The organism is Bartonella sp. AP258QHHD (assembly GCF_042196145.1).
Lineage (GTDB): Bacteria > Pseudomonadota > Alphaproteobacteria > Rhizobiales > Rhizobiaceae > Bartonella.
In genome coordinates this window covers 1-21357 of sequence record NZ_JBHIPR010000006.1, presented here as the reverse complement: position 1 = coordinate 21357, position 21357 = coordinate 1, and the positions used below count along the sequence as shown (strand labels likewise).

The following is a 21357-nucleotide window of genomic DNA, read 5'->3' as shown; positions in this document are numbered from 1 at the left end:
CAGTTGCTAATGTATTAAATACTTTAAGCTATCTTACTGATATCACCAGCTTCAATAATAGTGTTTTAATGACGGTATTTACGCTATAATAGGATAAAATTATCTAGGGGCTTTTTGTCATCGCACAGCAGCGGTTTAAACCCAGCACTTGAAACAATGGATCACGATACCACAAGAGAGAGGCATTTGGGATAAAATCTTTATTCCTCAGCAAAAAACGCCATGAATAAAGAAATTTGTTTTGTTCTTTCCCTACCTTTAATAATCACTGTCTTGATCCTCTAAAGAACAATAGGTAAACTCACCTTTAGGCATCCAACAAAGGCAGCACAAAAAATAAAAGAATAAAGAGCGTTGAGTTTTTTTTCTAAAGCGCCTCAAAACTTTCTGCACAATATATTCTATAAGACTTTATATTCAATAAGACTTTTTTTCATAACAAACATTTTGCAAGCATTTTTATCTTTCTCTCACACAGCTTTCATTCTCAGGCTTTGACAGCATAAACCACCGCCACATTGACAGGACGTGTTTCATCTCCCCCTGTTTTTTGCAACAAGACCTTATGTTCATGCTCTCCCGCAGGACCTGTCAACAAATTTTTATTGTAAATTTGAGCCAGATTTCTATAATATTCACCGTGATTCATATCCCAAACTACCTTTTCAATCATTGGATAACTATGCTGGTGGTTACCTGTTGAATCTGTTTTTCCTTCATGGGTATGAGATTTAAAAGACTCTTCTTGTCGGCTTCCCAAGCGACGTCCTTTATCAATTTCTTTTCCACTATCGAGCCCCCGTAAAAACATTCCACGCAAATCGGGAACATTGAATGTTGTTCTCCCGTCTCCTTTTCCCCATGTTTCTCCCAAAACAGCAAAGAGATTAGCATAGTTCCTTCGCGAATATTCTTTACCATCACACAGTAACCATCCAGAGGGTATTTTTTCTGTAGCAAAAGTCCCAATAAATCCAGAAGAAAAAGTTTCAGGCAAAGGAGGAAAGGGCGGAATTTCAGGAAGTTTTATAGTAGGATTGGTTAAAAACCAGCCATCAGCATTTTTTCCGGCAATATCACGCGTATAGACGATCTCATAAAGCCCCCCCTTTTGAATTTCCCCGCCCTTTAAAGGCATAATACCCTCTGGCGTTGCCATATAAGTTGGTCGTGGTAGCAATTGATTTAAAGAAATATTTGTTATTCCTCTGTTGACGCCTTGTGCTTTAAAGCGCACAACAATGCCATCCATATAAGTCTCAAAAAAAGACTTTGTTGCCAAACGAAGTGACGTTCTCTCATTTTTCACATCGACAGTAAACTGTGTTTCAATCCCGCCCCCATTATCCAACAAATATTCTTTGATGCGTTGCATCATAGCGCGAGCACTATCATTGACTGTGCTTGGCGGTTGCCCTTCTGCCCAGTTTATATTCTCGTCGACATAAGCATTTTCTGATGCAACAATTGACCAATCATAAATCGAGCTCATAGAAGATACTCTTTTTTCAAAAAGGGAAAACGAGCAAAAAATGAAGAAAAGAAAGCCGCAATTTTATTTTTAGATGCCGGCATTTTCTCCATTTTCATTTTTTCCATTTTCAGGCCTATTTTGTCATAATCAACATGCAATAACTTTGTTTTCGCATTGACATAAACAGCTTCAGGGTTCACACGCAACACGTCTTGCGCCATAACGCCCTGATAACGTTGTGGATTTCCCTTATAATTAAAGGTATAAAGTGGATATCCCTTTTTCTGCCCCACAGGGATAATATTTTCTTTTGCTCTCACATCACAAAGCCCTAAAATTCCTCCGACCAATCCAAGTACTTGCTGCGCATCACGCAATGGATCTTTTGTCACAGAAGGCATTGTCGTGGATTTTCCTGAAGTCGTTCCGTAATTTCCAGCAGCCTGTGTTCCTACCTGTAACAAACTTTGCAATCGGTTCCAATCTTGATTATCTTTTTCTGACCATTTTTGGCGTTCAGCATCTAAGACATTTTGGCGGTTTATATCTTGAATCATACCCCCTTTCAAAGCATTGCTTTGCGCATTACTCTGTCCTTGATAATAGCTATTTGCTGCATTAACCTGATCCTGCTGAGAGCGATCAATCATCTGGTTCGCGTTCATCATATTATTAATATCTTGATTATACTGCTGTACCGCAGCATTTGTTGCCAAGGCGCCTAACTCATCGGCCAGCACACCAGTATGAGCGCCAGAACCATAACGTCCTGCCCCAGACATAGATTGATTAATCGCATCAGAAGTTTTATTCAGAGCATTTTGCAATGCAGTATTAAATTTACTATTGCTTCCAATCCAGCTTCCCTTAGCCATACCGGAAAGATTTGTAGCGCTGTTGGTTGGTGCATTCAACCATTGCGTTACCGTTGGATTGTTATAGAGCCCAGCTGCTTGTTGTAAACCAGTTAGCGCATTTTTTGTCATATTGCTAAGACCAGCGACTCTCTCTCCCTGATAAACGTTTCCGCCAATTCCTTTATTATAAAGTCCAAGCGCGTTAGCACTGGCTTGTTTAAGAATATCAGCAGCCCAAGCGGGTGGTGCATTTGTTTGTGTTGTTGTCTGCACTTGAGGTGTTTTTTTTCTACTCATGAACCCAGAACCTTTCTATATTGAATAAGATTACGAGAATATCCGTGATGAGCGAGCTTTTTCGCCCATCCAGTTCTTCCAAACATGTGCATTTCGTCCGCATTGATTGTTCGCGCCCATTTTTCGACTTCATCAATCAACTTGACCAATTTCAGCCCTCCTTCTCCCGCAAGATCTGAGAGAACGACGCATTTTTTTCCCGTATGGGTTATTTCAACTTTGGTAATTGCAAAAGCACTAAATTGGATTTTATTTTTTAAGACCAGCCACAATTGTGCTTGTCCTGTAGCGATTTCTTCAGCAATTTTTTCCAGACAAACATCATCCGGAAAGCGCTGCGCATATTTTTTCAATGCAGCATTGAGTGCCTCTTGATAGGGAGCTATTTTTCCCCATGGCCACTGCTCTGTCAGATGAGCAGAATATAAATCTTGACTCTCAAGCATCATAATTTTAGCTCTTTTAGCTTTATCATTTCCCTCATTTGAGCAATACGCATCCCCATGCATACTTCACGCATTCCATGCCCCCCGCACAATAAAAGAAAAAAAGCCCCATCATCCCTTTGTCACAACAAAGAGGGAACTTTTTTCTTTATAAAAATAAACCATGGTGCAGCCTATTTTTCCTTTATCGCAGAAAAGCATGAAACATAACGCACCACCTTGTTCTTCATATTATAAAGACACAGCTTATCGCATTGTGCCTTTGTTTATAAAGGTTTGGGAAGCCTATGGGGCATTTGTTCTTTAATAATAGAGGCTTGAGCCTATCGCATGGTATTACAAAAGGGCATGCCTATCGCATGCCGGCCCGCGTCAATTCCACATCAAATCCAGTGACATGAGTCCAATTCACCCCTTCAGGAATACGCAATTTAAAGCGATAAAACCGTGCCCTTGCACGACAGTGAATTTGTCCAGTATTATAAGAGGGCTGTTTTTCTGGCAACCAAACAGTTTCCTCTTCAAGAGATTGTCGAAAGCGCATTCCCACAGACAAATAAAACTTTCCACTATTGACTTGAGGCATAATATTTTTCACCCGTGTTATCATGCCATTTGTCTGCCCCATTTCTTGTGATGTCACGACACAAGCCATAGGACCCCCAGAAAACGAACCCAGTCTCCCCTGTTGATCAAATGCCCCCAGAATAGGCGATTCATTTTTCCAAGCTTTACTATCGAGAGAAAAGGACAAATCGTCAATATTCTTAGTCACAAAATCAAGACCTTCTAGGGTTGTTCCTGCTAAGAAAATAGGCAATATCATTTTGATATCGACGAGAGCTTTTGTCCATTTTTGCAATCCCCAATCATAAATGAGCAAGATACGTTTATGAAGGTTCTCATCAGAATCAACCATCCAATAAACACGATTATACACCCCATCGATAGCAGCAGACAGAGTGTACAGATTATCCTTCCTTGATTTTGCGGTCATCGTTCGATCGACTTTTTCGAACCCAATGGGTATAATCTGTCCCTCATTTGTTATTTGATAAAACCCGCCCTCATCGGCAAAGAATGCTAAATCGCCTCTACAAACAATTGATTCAGCATTTTTTGCGCCTCGTTTATCGTGGATTTTTTGGAAACTAAAAATAATCTTAGAGCCAGGAATAAAAGAACCAGCATAGATTGCAGAACGCATAAAGATAATTGGATTTGTTGTCTCCGTTGCCCCTTGGACGAATCCGCCATCAGGAAAATCTTGATAATCACAACTTTTTTTTCCCACGGTCCAAAATTCAGCATCATTTAATCCAGACCAATGAACCCGTCTTGGATTTTCGGTTAATTTCATCAAACAAACGAAATCTCCCCAGATTCGAACAATCCCTGCCTGTGGTGGATTTCCTCCTAAATTTCTAAATGTTTTATCATGATTAATATCAATCACTTGTGGTTTATCATTGGCATTCACAGCAATGATAAAATCACCAAACAAAGCAAAAGACCACGGAGCATCAACATTAGCCAGATAAGGTTTTCCTTTTTGGCTAATATCTTTCCAGTTCATTGTTGTATTATCAAGTAAGTAGATTTTATCTCTTGTCCCGACAATAATAGAAACCCCATTTTTTGTTTTAACCGCAAGAGTGCCTAAGATTGGCTCCGGACAAGGCTCTGATAAAGGTTCAAAACTTGGCATAGGGATATAGGAGCCATCCGCCGGGAGCACATTAACAAGTTCATTGGTAAAAATTCCATTGATATCCGCCACATCGGGTCGATAATCAGCGATTGGGAAAAAAGCCATCAAGACCCCCATAAAATCTTTGAAGAGCCCAGTGCCATTCAAAACACCAAGGCTTATTGATAAAAAACCACAAAAGCCCTTAAAACTCTAAAGGCATAAAATTCAACAAAATAAACAACCTTAGATTGTCTAAAGCACCAAAAAAAAACGATACCATAAATAATAGCCACCCCAGCCATCCACCAGCGCCAAACCAAAATCAACTGCCCGCAAAATCACCCCCCACAATGACGGGGGAAAGAGCCATCAAAAGCCCCCATAAAATCTTTGAAAAGCTCAGTGCCATTCAAAATACCAAGGCTTATGGATAAAAAACCACAAAAGCCCTTAAAACTCTAAAGGCATAAAATTCAACAAAATAAACAACCTTAGGTTGTTTAACGCACCAAAAAAAACGATACCATAAATAATGGCCACCCCAACGCCATCCACCAGCCCTTCACCATCAACACCAACGCGCAAATCCAGCCATAAGTGACAAACCAGCCACCAGTGCCAAACCAACCTTCAACGCCAGCCATAAACGATTTGAAATGAACTTTTTAAAAACGCATTGGGCGAATCTTTGAAGAACCTTTTCGGCGCGATGTTTCAATGCGCAAAGCTTGAAGCTGTTCTTGAAAATCTCTGAAAGAAACGGCGGCATATTCAGGATCTTTAAGAATATTTTTATAAAGTTCATATTTTGCCCGTGCTTTAATAAGATCAAAAGCATAAATCAACCAAGGGTTATCATCCTCTTTCAGCTGTTCATCAGCAAAATGAACAAGAGCATAAGAAAGCTGTACAGTTTCCACATGTTCTGGTGTTGGAAAGAGTCCTATTTTTTGATCAAGGTAGGTATAAAAGAATGGCGTTCCTAGCGCAGGATGCATACCATATTGTTGATGCAACACTTCCAAGGGCTTAAAGAACAACTTTGTTGGTGTTGCACTCTTTGTTACTAAAAAGACACCCTCCAAACTCTTTTCTGCTTCAATAAAAACCCCCTCTTCTTGCCCATACCATGTTTTACCACTTTGTGTTTTAAACGTCCTTTCTCTTTTTTCATTAAAGAAAAAGGGTTCGCGTTCACACAAACGCAAAGCCGTAAAAATTGAATCTTGAATTTGCAGGGAATATTCCGCTGTTGTATCGTCAATTTCATCTTGAATAAGCGCGACCATATAAGCAAAAGTTTTAGAATGGTCTGAATGTGTAAGGTTTAGATTTTGGGGATCAGTGGATAAAGTGGTCATAAGCCTGTCCTTGTTTCTGGAAGCATTTTAAATTTTTCCCCCAACAGATCCCTCTTGTTGGGGGAAGAGAGCAAGCGTTCGCTTTAAGCTGGCGCTCCATAAGTTGGAATGACAATAGTGCCAAAATCCTGAGCCCCTTGCGTACTCCCTGGCAAGGTAAAGCAAGTTTTTTTCATACCAATAATGGTTTTTGCCGCGACCCCGAATTCTCTTTCATAGTCGAAGAGTTCCTCCACCAATTTATAGCGTGTCGCCCCTCGATCTTTACCAAAAGCAATCACAGCACTCTGCGCACCAAGCAGAACAGCCCGCCGCACATTTGGTACAGCTTTGTTAGCGGTTCCAGCTTCGACCCCTTCGGTAATATGTTCAGCTTCGCGCAAAACCACACCATTATACATGCCCAAAGACCCATCATAGAGCGGATTTTTGATACGACTTCCACTATAGATTGCCTTAGTAATGTCGAGCCATTGCCCCGCATCAGTATTGGTTCGCAATTGTGTCACTTGGGTTGGATGAAGATAAAGCACATAAACATTTTCCCCATCGATCCGCACAGGTCTAATTTTAGGATTTGCCAATTTAGCCCGTTCAACTGCTTTATCAATCAAGCTGAGATCAAAAACATCGTCTTCTTTTAAGTCCTCATCTTTTGCTTTATCATTAGGACGTACCACACGTTTATTGGTTGGTGCCGTTGGCGCATTAAACCCATAATGAACTGGTTTAAGGGTAATCGTGCGTCCTTCAAAGTTAATTGTTTTTGCGGTATACCCGCAAACTTGAATGAAGAACATCATACTCAGACGATCTGCATACCAATCAACCAAACCATTTTTTGCCTCGGTGCGCAAATCATGGAGAATTCGTTGTTGATCAATCGTTCCCTCATTTTTGACACGCACAGCATGAACGAGTTCATTAATTGCCAAGCGATCATTGAGAAACTGTAAAGCTTCTTCATTGCCTTCCAATGTCTGCCCTTCGCTCACCCCATCGCCTAGCAACTGCACACGCAAATTAAAGCTAATAGCATCCCCACTTGCTTTCGTAGTTTCATCTTTTAATTGTACGATACTGTTTGAATCATTTCCAATCAACGGCGCAATTGGAAGTGCTTTTGAGACTTCTTGGTTTAGTAATTTAGACCATGTGCGCACTGCCATTGGGTCATTAAGTCCGATATAAGTTACGGTCATTTTATCCTCTAAAAGTTTTCTTGACATAAAAAAACCCGGCAAAGCGCCGGGCGCTCAAAACACCACATTTCATTTCAGATGGTGAATAGGTTGTTCGTGAGTTTTATCTAATTTCTGTTAGCGTCTGCCTCCTCCTTATAAGAGCTCTCCTCACCACATCCGTGCTTTGAGAAATCCCCCCGCATTCTCCTGCGCCAAAAGCCTCTTAACATTCCCGCAAAAAACACTCCCCCGCATTCTCCTGCGCTAAAAGCCTCTTAACGTTCCCCGCAAAAAACACTCCCGCATTCTTCTGCGCCAAAAGCCTCTTAACATTCCCGCAAAAAACACCTGCCACATTCTTGTTTTTAAAATTCTCTTCCCCCCATTAAACGATTAAAAGCGGCTTTATTTTTAGGATCAGCAACCCAAGCGCTAAACTCTGCTTCTGACATTTTATCAAGCATATCCAAAGAAATCGGCCCATTTGGCGTCAAGCCGTTATAAGCAGCAAGAGTACGTGCAGAATTGTGTCTTTCCTGTAAATTTTCACCCATGTTATTGGGAACATTTGTGTAGCCAATTTTTTGTGCAATAGAGTAAATCACTTCAGCCGGATTTTGATTTTTTTGCGCACAATCGCGCAAGATCTGCTTCAACTCATCACCAATTATCGCATCAATATTTTGGGGATCTGCCATCTCAGGATAGAGCGAAGCACAAGCTGCCAACTGTTTAGCCCGCGTTTCATAAATAAAATCAGCTGCTTGATCAAAATCATGATGCTTTTGTTTAACACTGGCAACAGACTGCTGAAAAAATGCATGCAACTGTTCTGCTTCGCGAGCAAGAGAAGGCTGTTGTTTTTCATGTACAAGCCCTTGTTTTTGGAGTGTTTTTCCCAACCATTGCATATAGCCCATAAAGTCTTTTTGCGGATCTGGTGGAACATCTTCTCCCCCTTGAACCTCTTTTCCAGCCTTTTGCGAAGAGTACTGTTGTTGATGCACTTGCCCTTGAAAATTATCTTCAAGAGTTTTTTCTTCTCTTGCAATTTCACCATCTTCTCCCTCTTGTGTTGAGACCAGAAAATCTTGTTTCAATTGGTTTTGTTCTGCCGGCGTTAAGTGTTCTTGATCCATGACATTAGCCTTCTCTTTTTTTAAACAATAAAATCAAATTTTTCAGATAAAACAGCCCATAAGCACTTATCCCCTCAATGTTCTCCCATCATTTGAGCACCAGTATTCCCCCCAATGCTCTCCACCCCACATGACGGCAAAACTCCCCTCTCCACCCTACTTTTCCCAACAGTCCTGCCCTACAAAACAGGTCTTTTAAGAAAAGGGAGCCCATGCACTACGAAAATCGATAAGCCCATTCTGCGCTCACCATCCCCACCATGTTTTCACCCCACATGACGGGCAAGCCTCCCTCTCCACCCTACTTTTCCCAACAGTCCTGCCCTACAAAACAGTTCTTTTGAGAAAAGGGAGCCCATGCACTACGAAAATCGATAAGCAATTTATGATATATGGCGTTTATCAGAAGTCGCGCATGACAAAGCGTCCTATTGTTGAGCCTTTACTGTCTGCAACATCTGCATTATCTGCTCTGTTCCCACATTACCCCCCATCTGCGCTGAAGCATTTTGCTCTTCTTGAAAAGAGTTTTGCGCCTTTATAGCGATTTTATGAATAAGTGAAGCCGGTAAAGGCGAATAGCGTAAAAGATCGAGCATAATCTCAGGCGTTGTAAAATTTTGCATCAAAGGAAGCAATTGCATGATCAGTGCAAAAGTACGCTCTTTTTCATTAAGACTTGTTGGCGCATCATCCACGACAATATCATATTCCAAGCTTGTCACCATTTCGCGTGTCAGCGGCACATACTGGGCATTTTCATCACCAGCAATACGCACCAACCGCCCATCGGAGAGATAATTTTGAATAAGATAGAGAATAATTTTTCCCTGTCGTTGCCGATATCGACGCAACCCATCAAAAAAGGAAGCCAAAAGATTAAGTGACGATTGTCGCCGTTGTTGTTCAAGAATGCCAGGCTGATTGACAGCTCGCGTCCCAATAAATTCAGAAGACAACCCCGTCACCTGTTCGAGAGCACTCTTTGCTTCATTAAACAATTGAAAAAAACCTTGCGGAAATTGCGCCACGGGTTTAGGTTGGATTCTTCCGCCAGACACAGCCCCACTTTTCAACCAAGTAATGCTATCGGCTCTAGCCCAACTCTCGACGGCTTGTCGATCATCATCAAAAGCATCGCGTTCTGCCATAATGCCGCCTTTTGATTGGCTATTGAGCAAGTGCATTACTTGACTAAAATATTTGTTTGCCCACCGTTGCGGATCTTTTGTAGGGCGCACAATTCCGTAAAACTGTCGGCTTAACTTATCAAAAGTACCGGTAATACACTCCCATCCCAATTGATTGGGTGGAACCAAAGGCTTATCAGGCGCTTCAAGCAGCTTTCTACCTAAAAATGCCCGTTTGACAATTTTTCTGTTCAACCTTGTTGCCTGGACATGAGGAAAGGTTTTGCTTAAATTTTGGAAATCCTGCTCTGAATAATCGACAAACTTTCCACTTAGAGGCTCGAGAACTTTATAAACCACCTCGCGTTCAAACCAGCGACATTCTACCAATGTCACCATTTTAGGACGTTGATAGCCGCTCCCCTCTTCTCCTTGATACCCCCTCTCGGACTGATAACTTTGTGTCATCCCATCGCTGGTTGAATGTAAAAAGCTCTGATGTTTAACCCAATCAGCATTAAGGTCACTCCAATGAACATTGGGAAACATTTCCTGCGCCACAGCAAGGGGTTTTTCATCAATATACCATAAGCGTTGAGCATCAATAAGATTAGGCTTGACAGCACTTGCATCCCACACCATTTTCATCGGGTCTAAACGTGCAATGATTGGTTTTCCTTGGGGATCTTGTTCATAATCAAGGCGTGTATCTGTCCAGCCCATACCGCAAATAATTGCATCTTGAAAAGCATCGGAATCTTCGTATTCGCCATCGGCTTCATCGCGAAACCATTCGGCTGCTCCTGTCAGAATCTGATTAGCAAAGGCTGCGCCTTCTTGTCGTGGAATAAATTGCACTTGCCTTTTATTATTGCGCTCAGCCCCAATCACGGCATTAATTAAAGGCGCAATACGGTTAAAAGTCATCACCGGCCTGTTTTGTTCGTGCAAGACAGCCAAGTCTTGCTCATTCCATTGCCGTCCATTATAAAAATCGTAATCTTCCTGGGCATTTTTTCGCCATTTTTCGACATGATCAATATCATCCTGATACCAACCCACGAGTTTTTTAAAGAGAGCTTGATTTTCAAGCGTTTCGATTTGATTAAAAGAAGAATCTGTAGAACTATTCATTAAAAAGCCATCCATGAAGTTTGAGAATGGTGAAACGAGCGATAAGGTTTTTTTCGCGCTTTAGCATTTGGTTGTTCATAAGCCACACACATCAGTCCAAAGGCATCGGCCCCATGGCTAGCCCAATCATGTTCAGCCCCTAGTCCGATATTGCGCTGTTCGTCGCGCTTTTCATGATACCAAGCAAGCGCTTTTCTGCCCGCACATGTCGTTTCACGATTAAACCATAGTGCAGGAAACAACCGCCTTACGGCTTCGATACGCATTTTCACAGCGCCTGTTCCTTGGTTAGGAATTATTTTGGTTTGAAAACCGGCTTGTTGAAGGGCACTTTCAAAACTCACATTATAGACACGATCTTTTGTTGCGCCATCATGAGGCAAAACCATAAGAGCCTTTTCATATCCCCTTTGAAAAACCCAGCCCACATGCTCTGAGAGAGGTTGTCCTTGGGCTTCATAATAATCGAGCACTCGGATTTCCCTTCCAACAAATTGCGCCACCCACAATGCGGTAGCATCGGCCTTTGCGCCTGTTCCCCCGATATCCCAAAAGATTCTCACCTGCATCAAAGGATCCCGTGGAACAGTGGTAATCCGCCCTTCCATTTCGGCTTCCAGCAGGCATTTCTGATAATAAGCCCCTTGGACAGCTTGGAGATATTCGCCTTCCCAAATATGGTTATACTGCTCTGGTCTTTGCTGCAAATCGTCCATTCGATCACGATTGAGTTTTTCAGGAAATTGCGGATTATCACGCCAATTGATTTCCACCCCTTTGATATGAGGATTATCGACATTTCGGAAACGTTTTTCCACGGCTGCATTTTCATGGCATGGGTTCCATGTGACCCATAATTCTGCATTCCAATCTTTTCCTTCTTCGCGCAAAGTTGGAATAAGTGTTTGCCAAGCAGTTTCTGTCACGGGCTCGGCTTCATCGACCCAACAAAGGAAAACGCGTCCCATTGATTTAATACTTGCGATATTGCGATCAAGCCCAGCAAACACATAGACAATCCGTCCATCTTTTGACTTAATATATTTATCGCCGATTTCATAATAGTCTTGTAAAAAAGGATAAGACTCGATAGCGCGTTTAATTTCCTCCAAAGAACTTTCATTAAGAGAATTTTGAAATTGCCTTGCACAAAGAATAATCCCGCGTTCTCCAGCCATTCCATGGCGATATCCCACCACAGCCGACATCAAAGCAAAAGAACGTGTTTTTCCAGAACCCCGTCCTCCCCAAGCGGCTCGCACATCTGCTTTTCCAGTAAAAACAGGAATAAGCTTTGGAATAAGAGCCACTTGAGCCGTTTTCTGCTCAATTTTTTGAGAAATTTTCTGAACAGTTGTCATTATAAATTTTCATACTTTAGCAATAATTGCGCTGCACCCTTTTGCTTATCCCAAGTTTAATGATCCCAGAGCAATTGAACGAAAAGAGCAATTGAACGAAAAACGCCCTTCTCAAAAGCAGCGCTTTATCTTTTCTTCATCCTAATATTCAATAAATTTCACTTTTTTGCATGAGATCCCCTTGACCCCACCTATGCGCCCCAAGCCCCCAAGGCACAAAAGCCCCACCCCCTCAAACACCGCGCCTGTCATCCCCCAACCACAAGCAAGGTATCCCCCCAACCAAATCATAGCCTCAGCACATGGCTCTCAGGCATATCCAAAGCCCAACATCCTCCAATATCATGCCTCTCAAGCATCACCAATCCTCACACTTTATCCCCCAAGATACCCCCACCAAAACACATGCATCCCGCAAGCATAACACTTCTCTCAAGTTTCATGCCCCTCCCCCATCAAAACACTGTTCCATATCCACCACACAAATACCCTGCACCAAATTCCCTCCAGCACACGGGGGCCCTTACGGCATCATTCACCAAAGCCCCTTCCCAATATCACGAGCGCCTACAAGCACGATAGCCTCCGCTTCAATCCCCTCAAGATAGGCAATCACCAAAGCAGCCCCCTTGCAAGACATCACCCCACATCACCCACCTCAGCCTAACATTTTTCAATATCACAAGCCTCAGTTATCGAGGTATCACACTTCTCTGGTTCACTATTTTTTGCATTCACTGGTACAATCTCAATACGCGAAACTGTTTTTGATATCTCCACACCTTCAATAACGAGAAAAAACCAAATCTTCACCAGATGCCCAAAACAGCAAATATCATCAAGCACTCCCCAACATCTTTCAGGTATCGCGCCCCTCACGCATCGCCATAAAAGCATCTTGCCGGCCCCTCTTCAAACAGACCACCCCAGACGCCATGTACCCCCAAAAAACACCATATGCACCGAAGTCTCCTCCAGTCCACGTCCTCATGCTTCCCCCACCAAAGCTTAACAACGTCACAGCTCACACGCCTAAAGCACACGCCCCTCACCGCAATTTCAATCATAAGCTTTCAGACAAACATCTAGCATCCCCGTTCAAAGACAATATCCCTTAAACATCATGTGCCCAACCCAACATTTTCTCGTAGCTTCAAGCCTCAGTGACCAAAGGATCAAGCTTCTCCGGTTCGCTATTTTTTGCATTCACTGGCACAATCTCAATCCGCGAAACTGTTTTTGATATCTCCACACCTTCAATAACGAGAAAAGACCAAACCTTCACAAAAATCCAAAACAGTAGATAACAACCACACCCCCTAAGCATTGTACCTCTCGGGTATCACCTCTTCAGCACACGCCCCTCTGTCATCGCCCATAAAAGCCGGCATCTCGACATAGGAAGCCCCAATATCTCCCACCGAAATATTCTGCTCTCCAGTAAATGCCCAAACATCACAGCTCCTTCTTCAAACCTTAGTTATCGAAGTATCACACTTCTCCGGTTCGCTATTTTTTGCATTCACTGGTACAATCTCAATACGCGAAACTGTTTTAACCTGCCCTTCTCCAGCCCCCTGAAGAGGCAACACTTTTGCCAGCAGCGAAAAAAAAGGAACAGGATTATTCAACGCATGATACTGAAGATAAGACACCAGCCCATCTTCACCATAGTGATATCCAGCCTGCTCCGCCGCTGTCAAAAGAGCTTCATTAAATCGCTTTGTTGTTTTATTTAAAGCCCCTTTTTTCCGCCCTCTTCGACGTAAGGGAAGACAATGTTCATCTACCATCATCATGTTCCTTCCAACTAAAGAGAAACCAAAACCTCAAACACAAAAAATGACATAAAAATCAGCAACAAAATTTGACAAGCATTCAACAATTAAAAAAAATGGGACACACCCAAAAAGATAAGAGCCCACATAAAGCCCAAATCCTCCGCATAATTTTACAGATTCACATTTTTACGCTTTTACATCATTACAGAACGCAGCCAAACGAAACGCTCAAATCACTACCCCGCACCGTTCTGTAAACACGGGTCTGCAACAAGCTGATGTCTCGTCTATCAGATTCCCCTGCTGATTATTTCATATAGCTATCCCACACTTCAAAGAATGGTGTTTCATCAAACACGCCAGATAAGCTCTGATCTACAATTCGACTTCAAAAAGCAAATTTTCCTCTGCTGAATAAAGCTTCCACCCCGCACCGGTTTTAAACTATCATCCAACCTTTTACCCAATAAATTCCCCTACTAACATCAGATTACCGCCCCCAAACATCCCTATTTTACACTATAACCGTATAGCAAATCTTTTAATTGTTCTTGCCAATCCCTTGAAATTACTTTATCACTCAAAGGATATTTTGATCGTCCACGCAACGATCAATAAGGGATAGTAAAGCCCTAAGCTCTAGCGTAAGAATGAACCCACTTTGTGGGTGTCCCGGGATTCCGGGAGTTTTTGCTATGTCCAGGTGTGATAAGCACTAAAAGCAAAAATGCTGACTAGAGCTCAGTACTTTACTACTCCCGGAATACTCATGCGAGGGCGCTCGCAACCGGAGGGGAGCTTGAAGTGCAAACTAAAAATCCAGATTTCGCACTTTTTTAAAAAGTACCCAATCTTATAGTCTTTGAAATTATTTTGATTTTTCTTGCCAATCTTCTGAAATTGCCTTATGAATTGATCTGTGTTTTTGATCGTCCACGCAACGGTCAAATAGGGATTTGAAAGCCCGAACGCTCAGTACATAAATTTATCCCGCTTTGCGGGTATCCCGGAATTCCGGGAGCTTTTGCTATGTCCAAGTGCTTGTCAGCACTAAAAGCAAAAGGCTGGCTGAGCTCAGTGCTTTCAAACTCCCGGAATACTCATGCGAGGGCGCTCGCAACCGGAGGGGAGCTTGAAGTGCAAACTAAAAATTCACATTTTAATGACATTTCAATAGGTAAAAGAATCCGTCACAGACGCATTTCAATGGGACTTTCTCAAAAGGAATTAGGAAGCCATTTAGGTGTCAGTTTCCAACAAATCCAAAAATATGAAAAAGGTTTAAATCGTGTAAGCGCGGGGTGTTTGCTCGAAATTGCTAAAAAACTAGAGGTTCCTATGAACTTTTTTTTATGCGGACCTTTTAACAGCAGATATTCCCACAAAAGAACATGCCTTACACCACGATCAAGATACCACCAGCGAAAAAGAATACGCCCTTTTAAAAAACTTTAGAGAGCTCCAGCCGAAAAAACAAAAAGCAATTTTGTGGTTAATTTCTGATTAGACAGTGGTTAATTTCTGATTAGGCAAAAGCGCATCAATCGACATCCGTTGCCAATATCCCCCTCTACCTAAAGCCTTGCCTGACTGATATCACCACATCTCAAAAAACGGTTTACGGCACCGGTTTACGACATCATAGGATCAAACTTCAAAATAGGATAAAAACACCAAAACCTTGGAAAAACATCCCCACCCCTCTCACAGAATTTTATCAAGAGATCTCTTCTGATTTAAACGCACAATTCCGATTGTATCATTATGATACCTTTTTACATTTACCTTGTCAAGTTTTTATATTTTTCTTTTGATACTTTTGTGTTTTTCTTTAAGGGAGCCACATCCCTCAAAACACCTTTCCTGCAAAATGCCCCTCATACAAAACACAATGTCTAAAACAACAAGAGCTAAAATAGGATTTCCCCTCTAAATAGGCTTTCATTGTATTGCTCATTCACCCACTTATTAAAAAAACACCTCTCAATGCTTCTCACACCCATTTCACGGATATCCCCCATACAAATATAGACGCAAATATAATTGTTAAATTTCGCATAGAATATAAAAGCCAACCACAGTTTTTATCTCTTCACATCTCTTTACACATCAGCTCTGCAATCTGTTCACAGCTATTCCAAAACTCTTCTCTCTAGCCAACACACGAACAGCACTCTTCATTTCCCTCCATTCACACACTCTTCACCTCCCCAATCCTTCTCACCCCTCGACACCATGACAATATATTGATTTATAAGAAATAATTTAGCATTATTGATACTGATTAAGAGTTCCAAACATCGTAAGATTCTCTCATTTCAAATCCCTCCCATGTTGAATCAATCAAAATCACTCGCTTGCACGTCAAAAGCAGGGGAGAGCCCGTATGGATAAAAAACGATTAAGAAAGGAATAAAATGGCTCTTATGAACCGTCTCAAGTGCCAAGGGCTGTATGCCAAGGGCTGTAGCCAACACCCACGAGCTAGCACAAATATAATGATAGTGCCCCGGCTTGCTCTTTTATGAAGCGTAAAGATAGGGGTGCTCAATGGACCTATCATTATACCATGACAAAAAAATGCACAATACACAAAGCACAAATCCTCCGCATCATTTTACAGATCACCGTTTTTACGCTTTTACATCTTTACAGAACGTAAGCCAAATAAAATTTCCACATCACCACTCCGCACCGCTCTGCAAACACTGGTCTGCAACAATCTGATTTCTCGTCTATCAAATTCCCCTGCTGATTATTTCATATGGTTATCACGACACCTCAAAGAATACCGTGTCATCAGACAAGACTGATTAAGCCCTGCCCTCAAATATTCTCCACACACTCTTCTCCAGAAAACGCACTTAACACCCCTCTTCATCCCAACTTTCCCCGCTCCATTCACAAACGCGTCCCCTAGTTCTCTGACCACATTCCATGCCATGATAAAAGCCCACACAAAGCACAAATCCTCCGCTTCATTTTACAGATTCACATTTTTACGCTTTTACATCTTCACAGAATGCAGCCAAAGGAAACTCCCAAACCACCACGCGACAATTTGATAAAAACAAAACACCTTTCCAACAATCTCAAACAACAGATTTCTGTAAAGAGTTCATATGAATTTTATTGTTTAGATCTGACTATTAGATTGGCATATAGAGCCGTAGAACAGAAAGTAATTTTCTATAAGACAGAAACGATAAAAGCGCTATATAACTGAGACAGAACATGAAAGATTGCAAACAGATAAAACGACATCTTTCTTCGTTACAACACTGAAATTGTAAACGAGACGACGGATAATTGTCATCTGAATATGTAATTTTCACATCTGCAAATTTTTATTGATTAATTTAATCCCAACACTTCCCCTGAAATACATTTCTTCATTATCTACTTCTTTGAGACAAACCGGCAAAGGGGTTTCATCTATTATAAGTGCGAATATAATAACGCGTTACTCCAACCTCATCATAAGAAACCATAGACAAGATACCTGTCTTTATTGGCGTTATTTGATAAGTCAAAATTACACCATTTTGCTGTTTGTTTGGTTGATCTGTATAGATCACGTTATATCCATTCCGTCGCAAGAGATTAATAAATACAGGAGTAAAGTTGTCTTCTGTTTTATTTTTTTTCACAATAAGTGTTGTTGTAGCGGGCGGTAAAGGTTTTTTAAGATTACGAACAAAATCGTTAGCAATTAATTTTATATCATCTTGCGTAATATTTGGACTGACATAACTTGATGAATAATTATTGATAGATGCACAACCAGCCACCAAGACAAGAGGCAACGGAAATAAATATTTTGACATCTTAACTCCCCTATAAATTGTATTCTCTTCTGAGAAGCTCCTACACCAGAAATAAGAGCATCCTTTCAAAGAATAGCCTTAACAACATACTGCTTTACTATCAAGCATTAGTTAATCACTTTCTCGCTTGTTTAAAAAACGACCACCATCTCTCATAGTACTCAAAGCTTATGTTTAAGACACAAAATATATATGTTAAAAGTACGAAAAAACACATGTAAAGCATATAGTATATGTATACTTACTTTCATGGTGTGTTGCATTACATAAACCAACGCACAGCACCCTTCATTTCCCCTCCATTCACGAAGACACTTCCCCCAATCCTCGCACCAAATTCCACGCCCCCAAAAGCCCAAAGTGACAAAAAACACGCACAATATATAAATCCACAAATCCCCCACTTCACTTTTACAGATTCACATTTTTACGCTTCTCCACATTTACAGAACAAAGCCAAGGAAAGGTTCACCACCCCGTACCACTCTATAAACAACGGTCTGTAAAGAATTCAAATGCTTGCCTAGCAAGTTTCCACCACTGACCACTCATTCGTTTCAGATCACCCCCTTCAAAAAGCGGTGTTTTTACCTCATGAATAAGATAATGAGCGAACCGTCTTTAAAAAAAAGAAACGGCATGGGGATATCAAATATATCAATGGTCGTCATCAACTGTCGTGTTAAGGGGTGTTAACTCTTTATTTTTCTTAATTTTTACAACGCCAAGAATTCCCGTGGAAATAATTAATGCGGACATCGCTAAAAAAGAGCTTAACAATCCCACGAGTGCCAAAAGTCCAGCAATAAAGCCAGACATTGCTTCCGCAGAGTTTGCTAAAGTTGAAAAGGTTCCAAAACTCTTACCAAAATCTTCACGACGAGAATATAATTGAATAGCTGAGACTAAACCAATATCCACAAAGGCACCAATAAATCCTAAAACAAATGCTAACACGAGAAGGAATTTTAAATAAATTTCTGCAGCTAAGGGCATAACAAACAGAATAACCCCATAAAGAAGCCAAAATATCATGAGCTTCAACGATGTAATATTTAATATAATTTTACTATATAACAAACCACCAACAATAGTTCCAACAGCCATGAGAGAAAAAATATAACTCACAAAGCTTTCCTCTCCCCCCACAAAAAGAACAAAAGCTGGAATTAAAAATCTTAAAATAGCACCCGTAAAGAGAATAGCAAACGACGAGCTAACGAGCGTAATAAATAAATTATTATTTTCTGTAGAAATATATTTAAGATATGAAGCTGTTTCTCGATAAATTTTTATAAAATTGAATGATTTATTCTCGCTTGAATTTAAATTCATGAGATTAAATAACATGATAATAGATATAAAATAGGTAAAAAAATCAAAAATGAGTACTGCCGATTTATTTGCTAAAAAAAGCAGTATGGAACAAACCAAAGGGCCAATGACGGCTGCCGTTTCCATGATAATTTGAGCAATGCTATTGGCCTTTGTAAGATCTTTTATTGAAAACATTCTGGGAATAGCAGCTTGAAAACTTGGTTGGAAAATACTTCTTCCTATCGTTGTACATATTGCTGCAAAAATAAGAACAATGATATGTGCCGTACCTGTTATATAAGTTATAAAAACAAACAATGAAGCTAATAATCTAACAACTTCACTTAAGATCATATTTTTCTTCAAAGAAAAATTATCCGCTAACCAACCTCCTATAGGGCCAAAAAAGAGAAAAGGGATAAATCGAAAAAAATACACAAGACCTGTAAAAAAGGTGTTATCTGTTAATTCTAAGACCAGTAAAATAAAAACAACTTCATAAGCATAATCACCAACTTTGGAAATAAAGAGAGAACAAAAAAGAGCTAATGGACTCTTTTTTAAAAACAAATTCATATCAACCATCCGATATTAAACTTTTCTACACTTAAAGTTACACTTCCTTCGATACAATTGGTGATATGAACTTCAGAAGAGTCTTTTATTCTAATAAATCGCTTAATAAGTTAAGTGAAAATTTTTAAAGAAATACTCCTCTTGATATAAGCATTTACTCTAATATCAAGTAATATCTTTAAAAAAGAAAGAATGTAAAAATTATGAGATCACAATCTGCTATATTAGTACATTGACCTCCGCCCCACGTTTCAAAGAATGAAAATTCCCAACCAGCACTAATCTACAATCCCACAATAAAAAGCAACTTTCCCCACAAAATAAAGCTTACACCCACCCACGCCTCAAACGACAGCACGTCATCAGGCTCGACAAATCAAGCCCTATCTTCTTAAGCCGCCATCCTTCACGCATCTCTTTGCAACACCCGCCTTACCCACACTCTCCTCTTATCCATGCGGACTCTCTTCATCCTCCATTCCTCCTTTTTCTCTCCCATCACACACTTAACAACTTAACACCCCTCTTCCTCCCAGCTTCCCCCTCCATTCACGAAAACACTTCCCCCCAATCCTCGCTACCACATTCCACGCCCCCAAAAGCCCAAAGTGACCAAAAACACGCACAATATATAATCCACAAATCCCCCACTTCACTTTTACGGATATACGTTTTTACATCTTTACAGAACGAAACCAACGAAAGGTTCACCACCCCGCACCGCTCTATAAACAATAGTCTATAAACGAACCCAGCTTTTTGCCTAGTACCCTTACAATTTTCAGACACCCCCCCCCTCAAACGACAACACTTCATCAGGCTCGACAAATCAAGCCCTATCTCCAAAACCGCCATCCTTCACGCATCTCTTTGCACCACCGCCTTACCCACACTCTCCCCCTATCCATGCGCACTCTCTTCATCCTCCATTCCCCTTTTTCTCTCCCGTCACACACTTAACAACTTAACAGCACTCTTCCTCTAAACTTCCATTCACGAAGACACTTCCCCCAATTCTCGCACCACATTCCACGCCCCCAAAAGCCCAAAGTGACCAAAAACACGCACAATATATAAATCCATAAATCCCCCACTTCACTTTTACGGATATACGTTTTTACGCTTTTACATCTTTAAAGAACAAAGCCAACGAAAGGTTCACCACCCCGCACCACTCTATAAACAATAGTCTATAAACGAACCCAGCTTTTTGCCTAGTACCCTTACAGTCTTCAGACACCCCCCTCAAACGACAACACTTCATCAGGCTCAACAAATCAAGGCCTGCCCTCAAATATTCTAGCTCTTCACACCCCTTCAAAGAGCAGTGTTTTATGGCATAAATAGAATAGAAAATTTTTGATTTTTCTTGCCAATCTTCTGAAATTACTTTATCACTTAAAGTGTAATTTTGATCGTCTACGCAACGATCAATAGGGATTAAAAACCCGAAGACTTGACACATAAATTTATCCCGCTTTGCGGGTATCCCGGAATTCCGGGAGATTTTGCTATGTCCAGGTGCTTTGGCACTAAAAGCAAAAAGCTGAGTCAAGTCAGTGTTTTTAACTCCCGGAATACCAATGCGAGGGCGCTCGCAACCGGAGGGGGGCTTGAAGTGCCAACTAAAAATCCACATTTTATCGACATTTTGATAGGCAAAAGAATCCGTCATAGACGCATTGCAATGGGACTTTCTCAAAAAGAATTAGGAAGCCATTTAGGTGTCAGTTTCCAACAAATCCAAAAATACGAAAAAGGCTTAAACCGTGTAAGTGCC

At 41.0% G+C, this 21357-nt stretch carries 17 protein-coding genes and 1 pseudogene; 2 read left to right on the top strand and 16 right to left on the bottom strand.

What is annotated here, in order from left to right; translation table 11 throughout:
* Positions 1 to 487 precede the first annotated feature (487 nt).
* The 14 genes from ACFIMM_RS00830 to ACFIMM_RS00765 all read right to left on the bottom strand — a co-directional run bounded on the left by ACFIMM_RS00830 (position 488) and on the right by ACFIMM_RS00765 (position 13872).
* Positions 488 to 1492, bottom strand: coding sequence for a phage tail protein (locus ACFIMM_RS00830; RefSeq protein ID WP_375674549.1), 1005 nt, complete (start codon positions 1490 to 1492; stop codon positions 488 to 490).
* Entirely contained in the window at positions 1489 to 2628 is a 1140-nt protein-coding gene (locus tag ACFIMM_RS00825) for a tail fiber domain-containing protein (RefSeq protein ID WP_375682446.1), read from the bottom strand. The genes ACFIMM_RS00830 and ACFIMM_RS00825 overlap by 4 nt, the downstream gene beginning before the upstream one ends.
* Positions 2625 to 3077, bottom strand: coding sequence for a hypothetical protein (locus ACFIMM_RS00820; protein ID WP_375681383.1), 453 nt, complete (start codon positions 3075 to 3077; stop codon positions 2625 to 2627). The genes ACFIMM_RS00825 and ACFIMM_RS00820 overlap by 4 nt, the downstream gene beginning before the upstream one ends.
* A gap of 349 nt (positions 3078 to 3426) precedes the next feature.
* Positions 3427 to 4890 carry a hypothetical protein gene (locus ACFIMM_RS00815; protein ID WP_375682445.1) on the bottom strand — a complete coding sequence of 488 codons (1464 nt, stop codon included), beginning with the start codon at positions 4888 to 4890 and terminating at the stop codon, positions 3427 to 3429.
* A gap of 377 nt (positions 4891 to 5267) precedes the next feature.
* A complete protein-coding gene (locus ACFIMM_RS00810; protein ID WP_375692570.1) occupies positions 5268 to 5411 on the bottom strand; it encodes a hypothetical protein in 144 nt (47 codons plus the stop codon).
* A gap of 21 nt (positions 5412 to 5432) precedes the next feature.
* Positions 5433 to 6128, bottom strand: a complete 696-nt coding sequence (locus ACFIMM_RS00805) for a hypothetical protein (protein ID WP_375682444.1) — start codon at positions 6126 to 6128, stop codon at positions 5433 to 5435.
* Between the two features lie 83 nt (positions 6129 to 6211).
* Positions 6212 to 7330 carry a N4-gp56 family major capsid protein gene (locus tag ACFIMM_RS00800; protein ID WP_273791303.1) on the bottom strand — a complete coding sequence of 373 codons (1119 nt, stop codon included), beginning with the start codon at positions 7328 to 7330 and terminating at the stop codon, positions 6212 to 6214.
* Positions 7331 to 7677: 347 nt separating this feature from the next.
* Complete coding sequence (locus ACFIMM_RS00795) at positions 7678 to 8451, bottom strand: hypothetical protein (protein ID WP_375613656.1); 774 nt, start codon at positions 8449 to 8451, stop codon at positions 7678 to 7680.
* A gap of 428 nt (positions 8452 to 8879) precedes the next feature.
* Positions 8880 to 10730, bottom strand: coding sequence for a portal protein (locus ACFIMM_RS00790; protein WP_375638502.1), 1851 nt, complete (start codon positions 10728 to 10730; stop codon positions 8880 to 8882).
* Positions 10715 to 12076, bottom strand: coding sequence for a PBSX family phage terminase large subunit (locus ACFIMM_RS00785; protein WP_375638503.1), 1362 nt, complete (start codon positions 12074 to 12076; stop codon positions 10715 to 10717). Before ACFIMM_RS00785 ends, ACFIMM_RS00790 begins: the two co-directional genes overlap by 16 nt.
* A gap of 663 nt (positions 12077 to 12739) precedes the next feature.
* Positions 12740 to 12922, bottom strand: coding sequence for a hypothetical protein (locus tag ACFIMM_RS00780; protein ID WP_375681948.1), 183 nt, complete (start codon positions 12920 to 12922; stop codon positions 12740 to 12742).
* A gap of 13 nt (positions 12923 to 12935) precedes the next feature.
* The gene (locus ACFIMM_RS00775) at positions 12936 to 13067 is read right to left on the bottom strand and encodes a hypothetical protein (protein ID WP_375611677.1); all 132 of its coding nucleotides are present in this window, start codon (positions 13065 to 13067) and stop codon (positions 12936 to 12938) included.
* 162 nt (positions 13068 to 13229) lie between these two features.
* On the bottom strand, positions 13230 to 13361 hold the full coding sequence (locus tag ACFIMM_RS00770; RefSeq protein ID WP_375638505.1) for a hypothetical protein: 132 nt from the start codon (positions 13359 to 13361) through the stop codon (positions 13230 to 13232).
* Positions 13362 to 13545: 184 nt separating this feature from the next.
* Positions 13546 to 13872 (bottom strand): hypothetical protein, encoded by a 327-nt coding sequence (locus ACFIMM_RS00765; protein ID WP_375638511.1) that lies wholly within the window; start codon positions 13870 to 13872, stop codon positions 13546 to 13548.
* Positions 13873 to 14994: 1122 nt separating this feature from the next.
* Here ACFIMM_RS00765 and ACFIMM_RS00760 point away from each other — a divergent pair.
* A pseudogene (locus tag ACFIMM_RS00760) lies at positions 14995 to 15364 on the top strand (helix-turn-helix domain-containing protein).
* A 1924-nt stretch (positions 15365 to 17288) separates the two neighbouring features.
* On the opposite strand, the gene ACFIMM_RS00755 reads toward ACFIMM_RS00760, so the two are convergent.
* Complete coding sequence (locus tag ACFIMM_RS00755) at positions 17289 to 17684, bottom strand: hypothetical protein (protein ID WP_375637704.1); 396 nt, start codon at positions 17682 to 17684, stop codon at positions 17289 to 17291.
* A 657-nt stretch (positions 17685 to 18341) separates the two neighbouring features.
* On the bottom strand, positions 18342 to 19577 hold the full coding sequence (locus ACFIMM_RS00750) for an MFS transporter (RefSeq protein WP_375637717.1): 1236 nt from the start codon (positions 19575 to 19577) through the stop codon (positions 18342 to 18344).
* 1513 nt (positions 19578 to 21090) lie between these two features.
* Here ACFIMM_RS00750 and ACFIMM_RS00745 point away from each other — a divergent pair.
* Positions 21091 to 21357, top strand: a 267-nt coding sequence (locus ACFIMM_RS00745) for a helix-turn-helix domain-containing protein (protein ID WP_375682443.1), incomplete at its 3' end; no start/stop codon positions are given.

Bases quoted from the DNA above. Each gene is read 5' to 3' on its own strand.
- ACFIMM_RS00775 (WP_375611677.1), bottom strand. From the start codon at position 13,067: ATGAGGACGTGGACTGGAGGAGACTTCGGTGCATATGGTGTTTTTTGG.
- ACFIMM_RS00815 (WP_375682445.1), bottom strand. From the start codon at position 4,890: ATGGCTTTTTTCCCAATCGCTGATTATCGACCCGATGTGGCGGATATC.
- ACFIMM_RS00825 (WP_375682446.1), bottom strand. From the start codon at position 2,628: ATGAGTAGAAAAAAAACACCTCAAGTGCAGACAACAACACAAACAAAT.
- ACFIMM_RS00830 (WP_375674549.1), bottom strand. From the start codon at position 1,492: ATGAGCTCGATTTATGATTGGTCAATTGTTGCATCAGAAAATGCTTAT.
- ACFIMM_RS00805 (WP_375682444.1), bottom strand. From the start codon at position 6,128: ATGACCACTTTATCCACTGATCCCCAAAATCTAAACCTTACACATTCA.
- ACFIMM_RS00765 (WP_375638511.1), bottom strand. From the start codon at position 13,872: ATGATGGTAGATGAACATTGTCTTCCCTTACGTCGAAGAGGGCGGAAA.
- ACFIMM_RS00750 (WP_375637717.1), bottom strand. From the start codon at position 19,577: ATGAATTTGTTTTTAAAAAAGAGTCCATTAGCTCTTTTTTGTTCTCTC.
- ACFIMM_RS00800 (WP_273791303.1), bottom strand. From the start codon at position 7,330: ATGACCGTAACTTATATCGGACTTAATGACCCAATGGCAGTGCGCACA.
- ACFIMM_RS00785 (WP_375638503.1), bottom strand. From the start codon at position 12,076: ATGACAACTGTTCAGAAAATTTCTCAAAAAATTGAGCAGAAAACGGCT.
- ACFIMM_RS00755 (WP_375637704.1), bottom strand. From the start codon at position 17,684: ATGTCAAAATATTTATTTCCGTTGCCTCTTGTCTTGGTGGCTGGTTGT.
- ACFIMM_RS00795 (WP_375613656.1), bottom strand. From the start codon at position 8,451: ATGGATCAAGAACACTTAACGCCGGCAGAACAAAACCAATTGAAACAA.
- ACFIMM_RS00790 (WP_375638502.1), bottom strand. From the start codon at position 10,730: ATGGATGGCTTTTTAATGAATAGTTCTACAGATTCTTCTTTTAATCAA.
- ACFIMM_RS00810 (WP_375692570.1), bottom strand. From the start codon at position 5,411: ATGGCTGGCGTTGAAGGTTGGTTTGGCACTGGTGGCTGGTTTGTCACT.
- ACFIMM_RS00820 (WP_375681383.1), bottom strand. From the start codon at position 3,077: ATGATGCTTGAGAGTCAAGATTTATATTCTGCTCATCTGACAGAGCAG.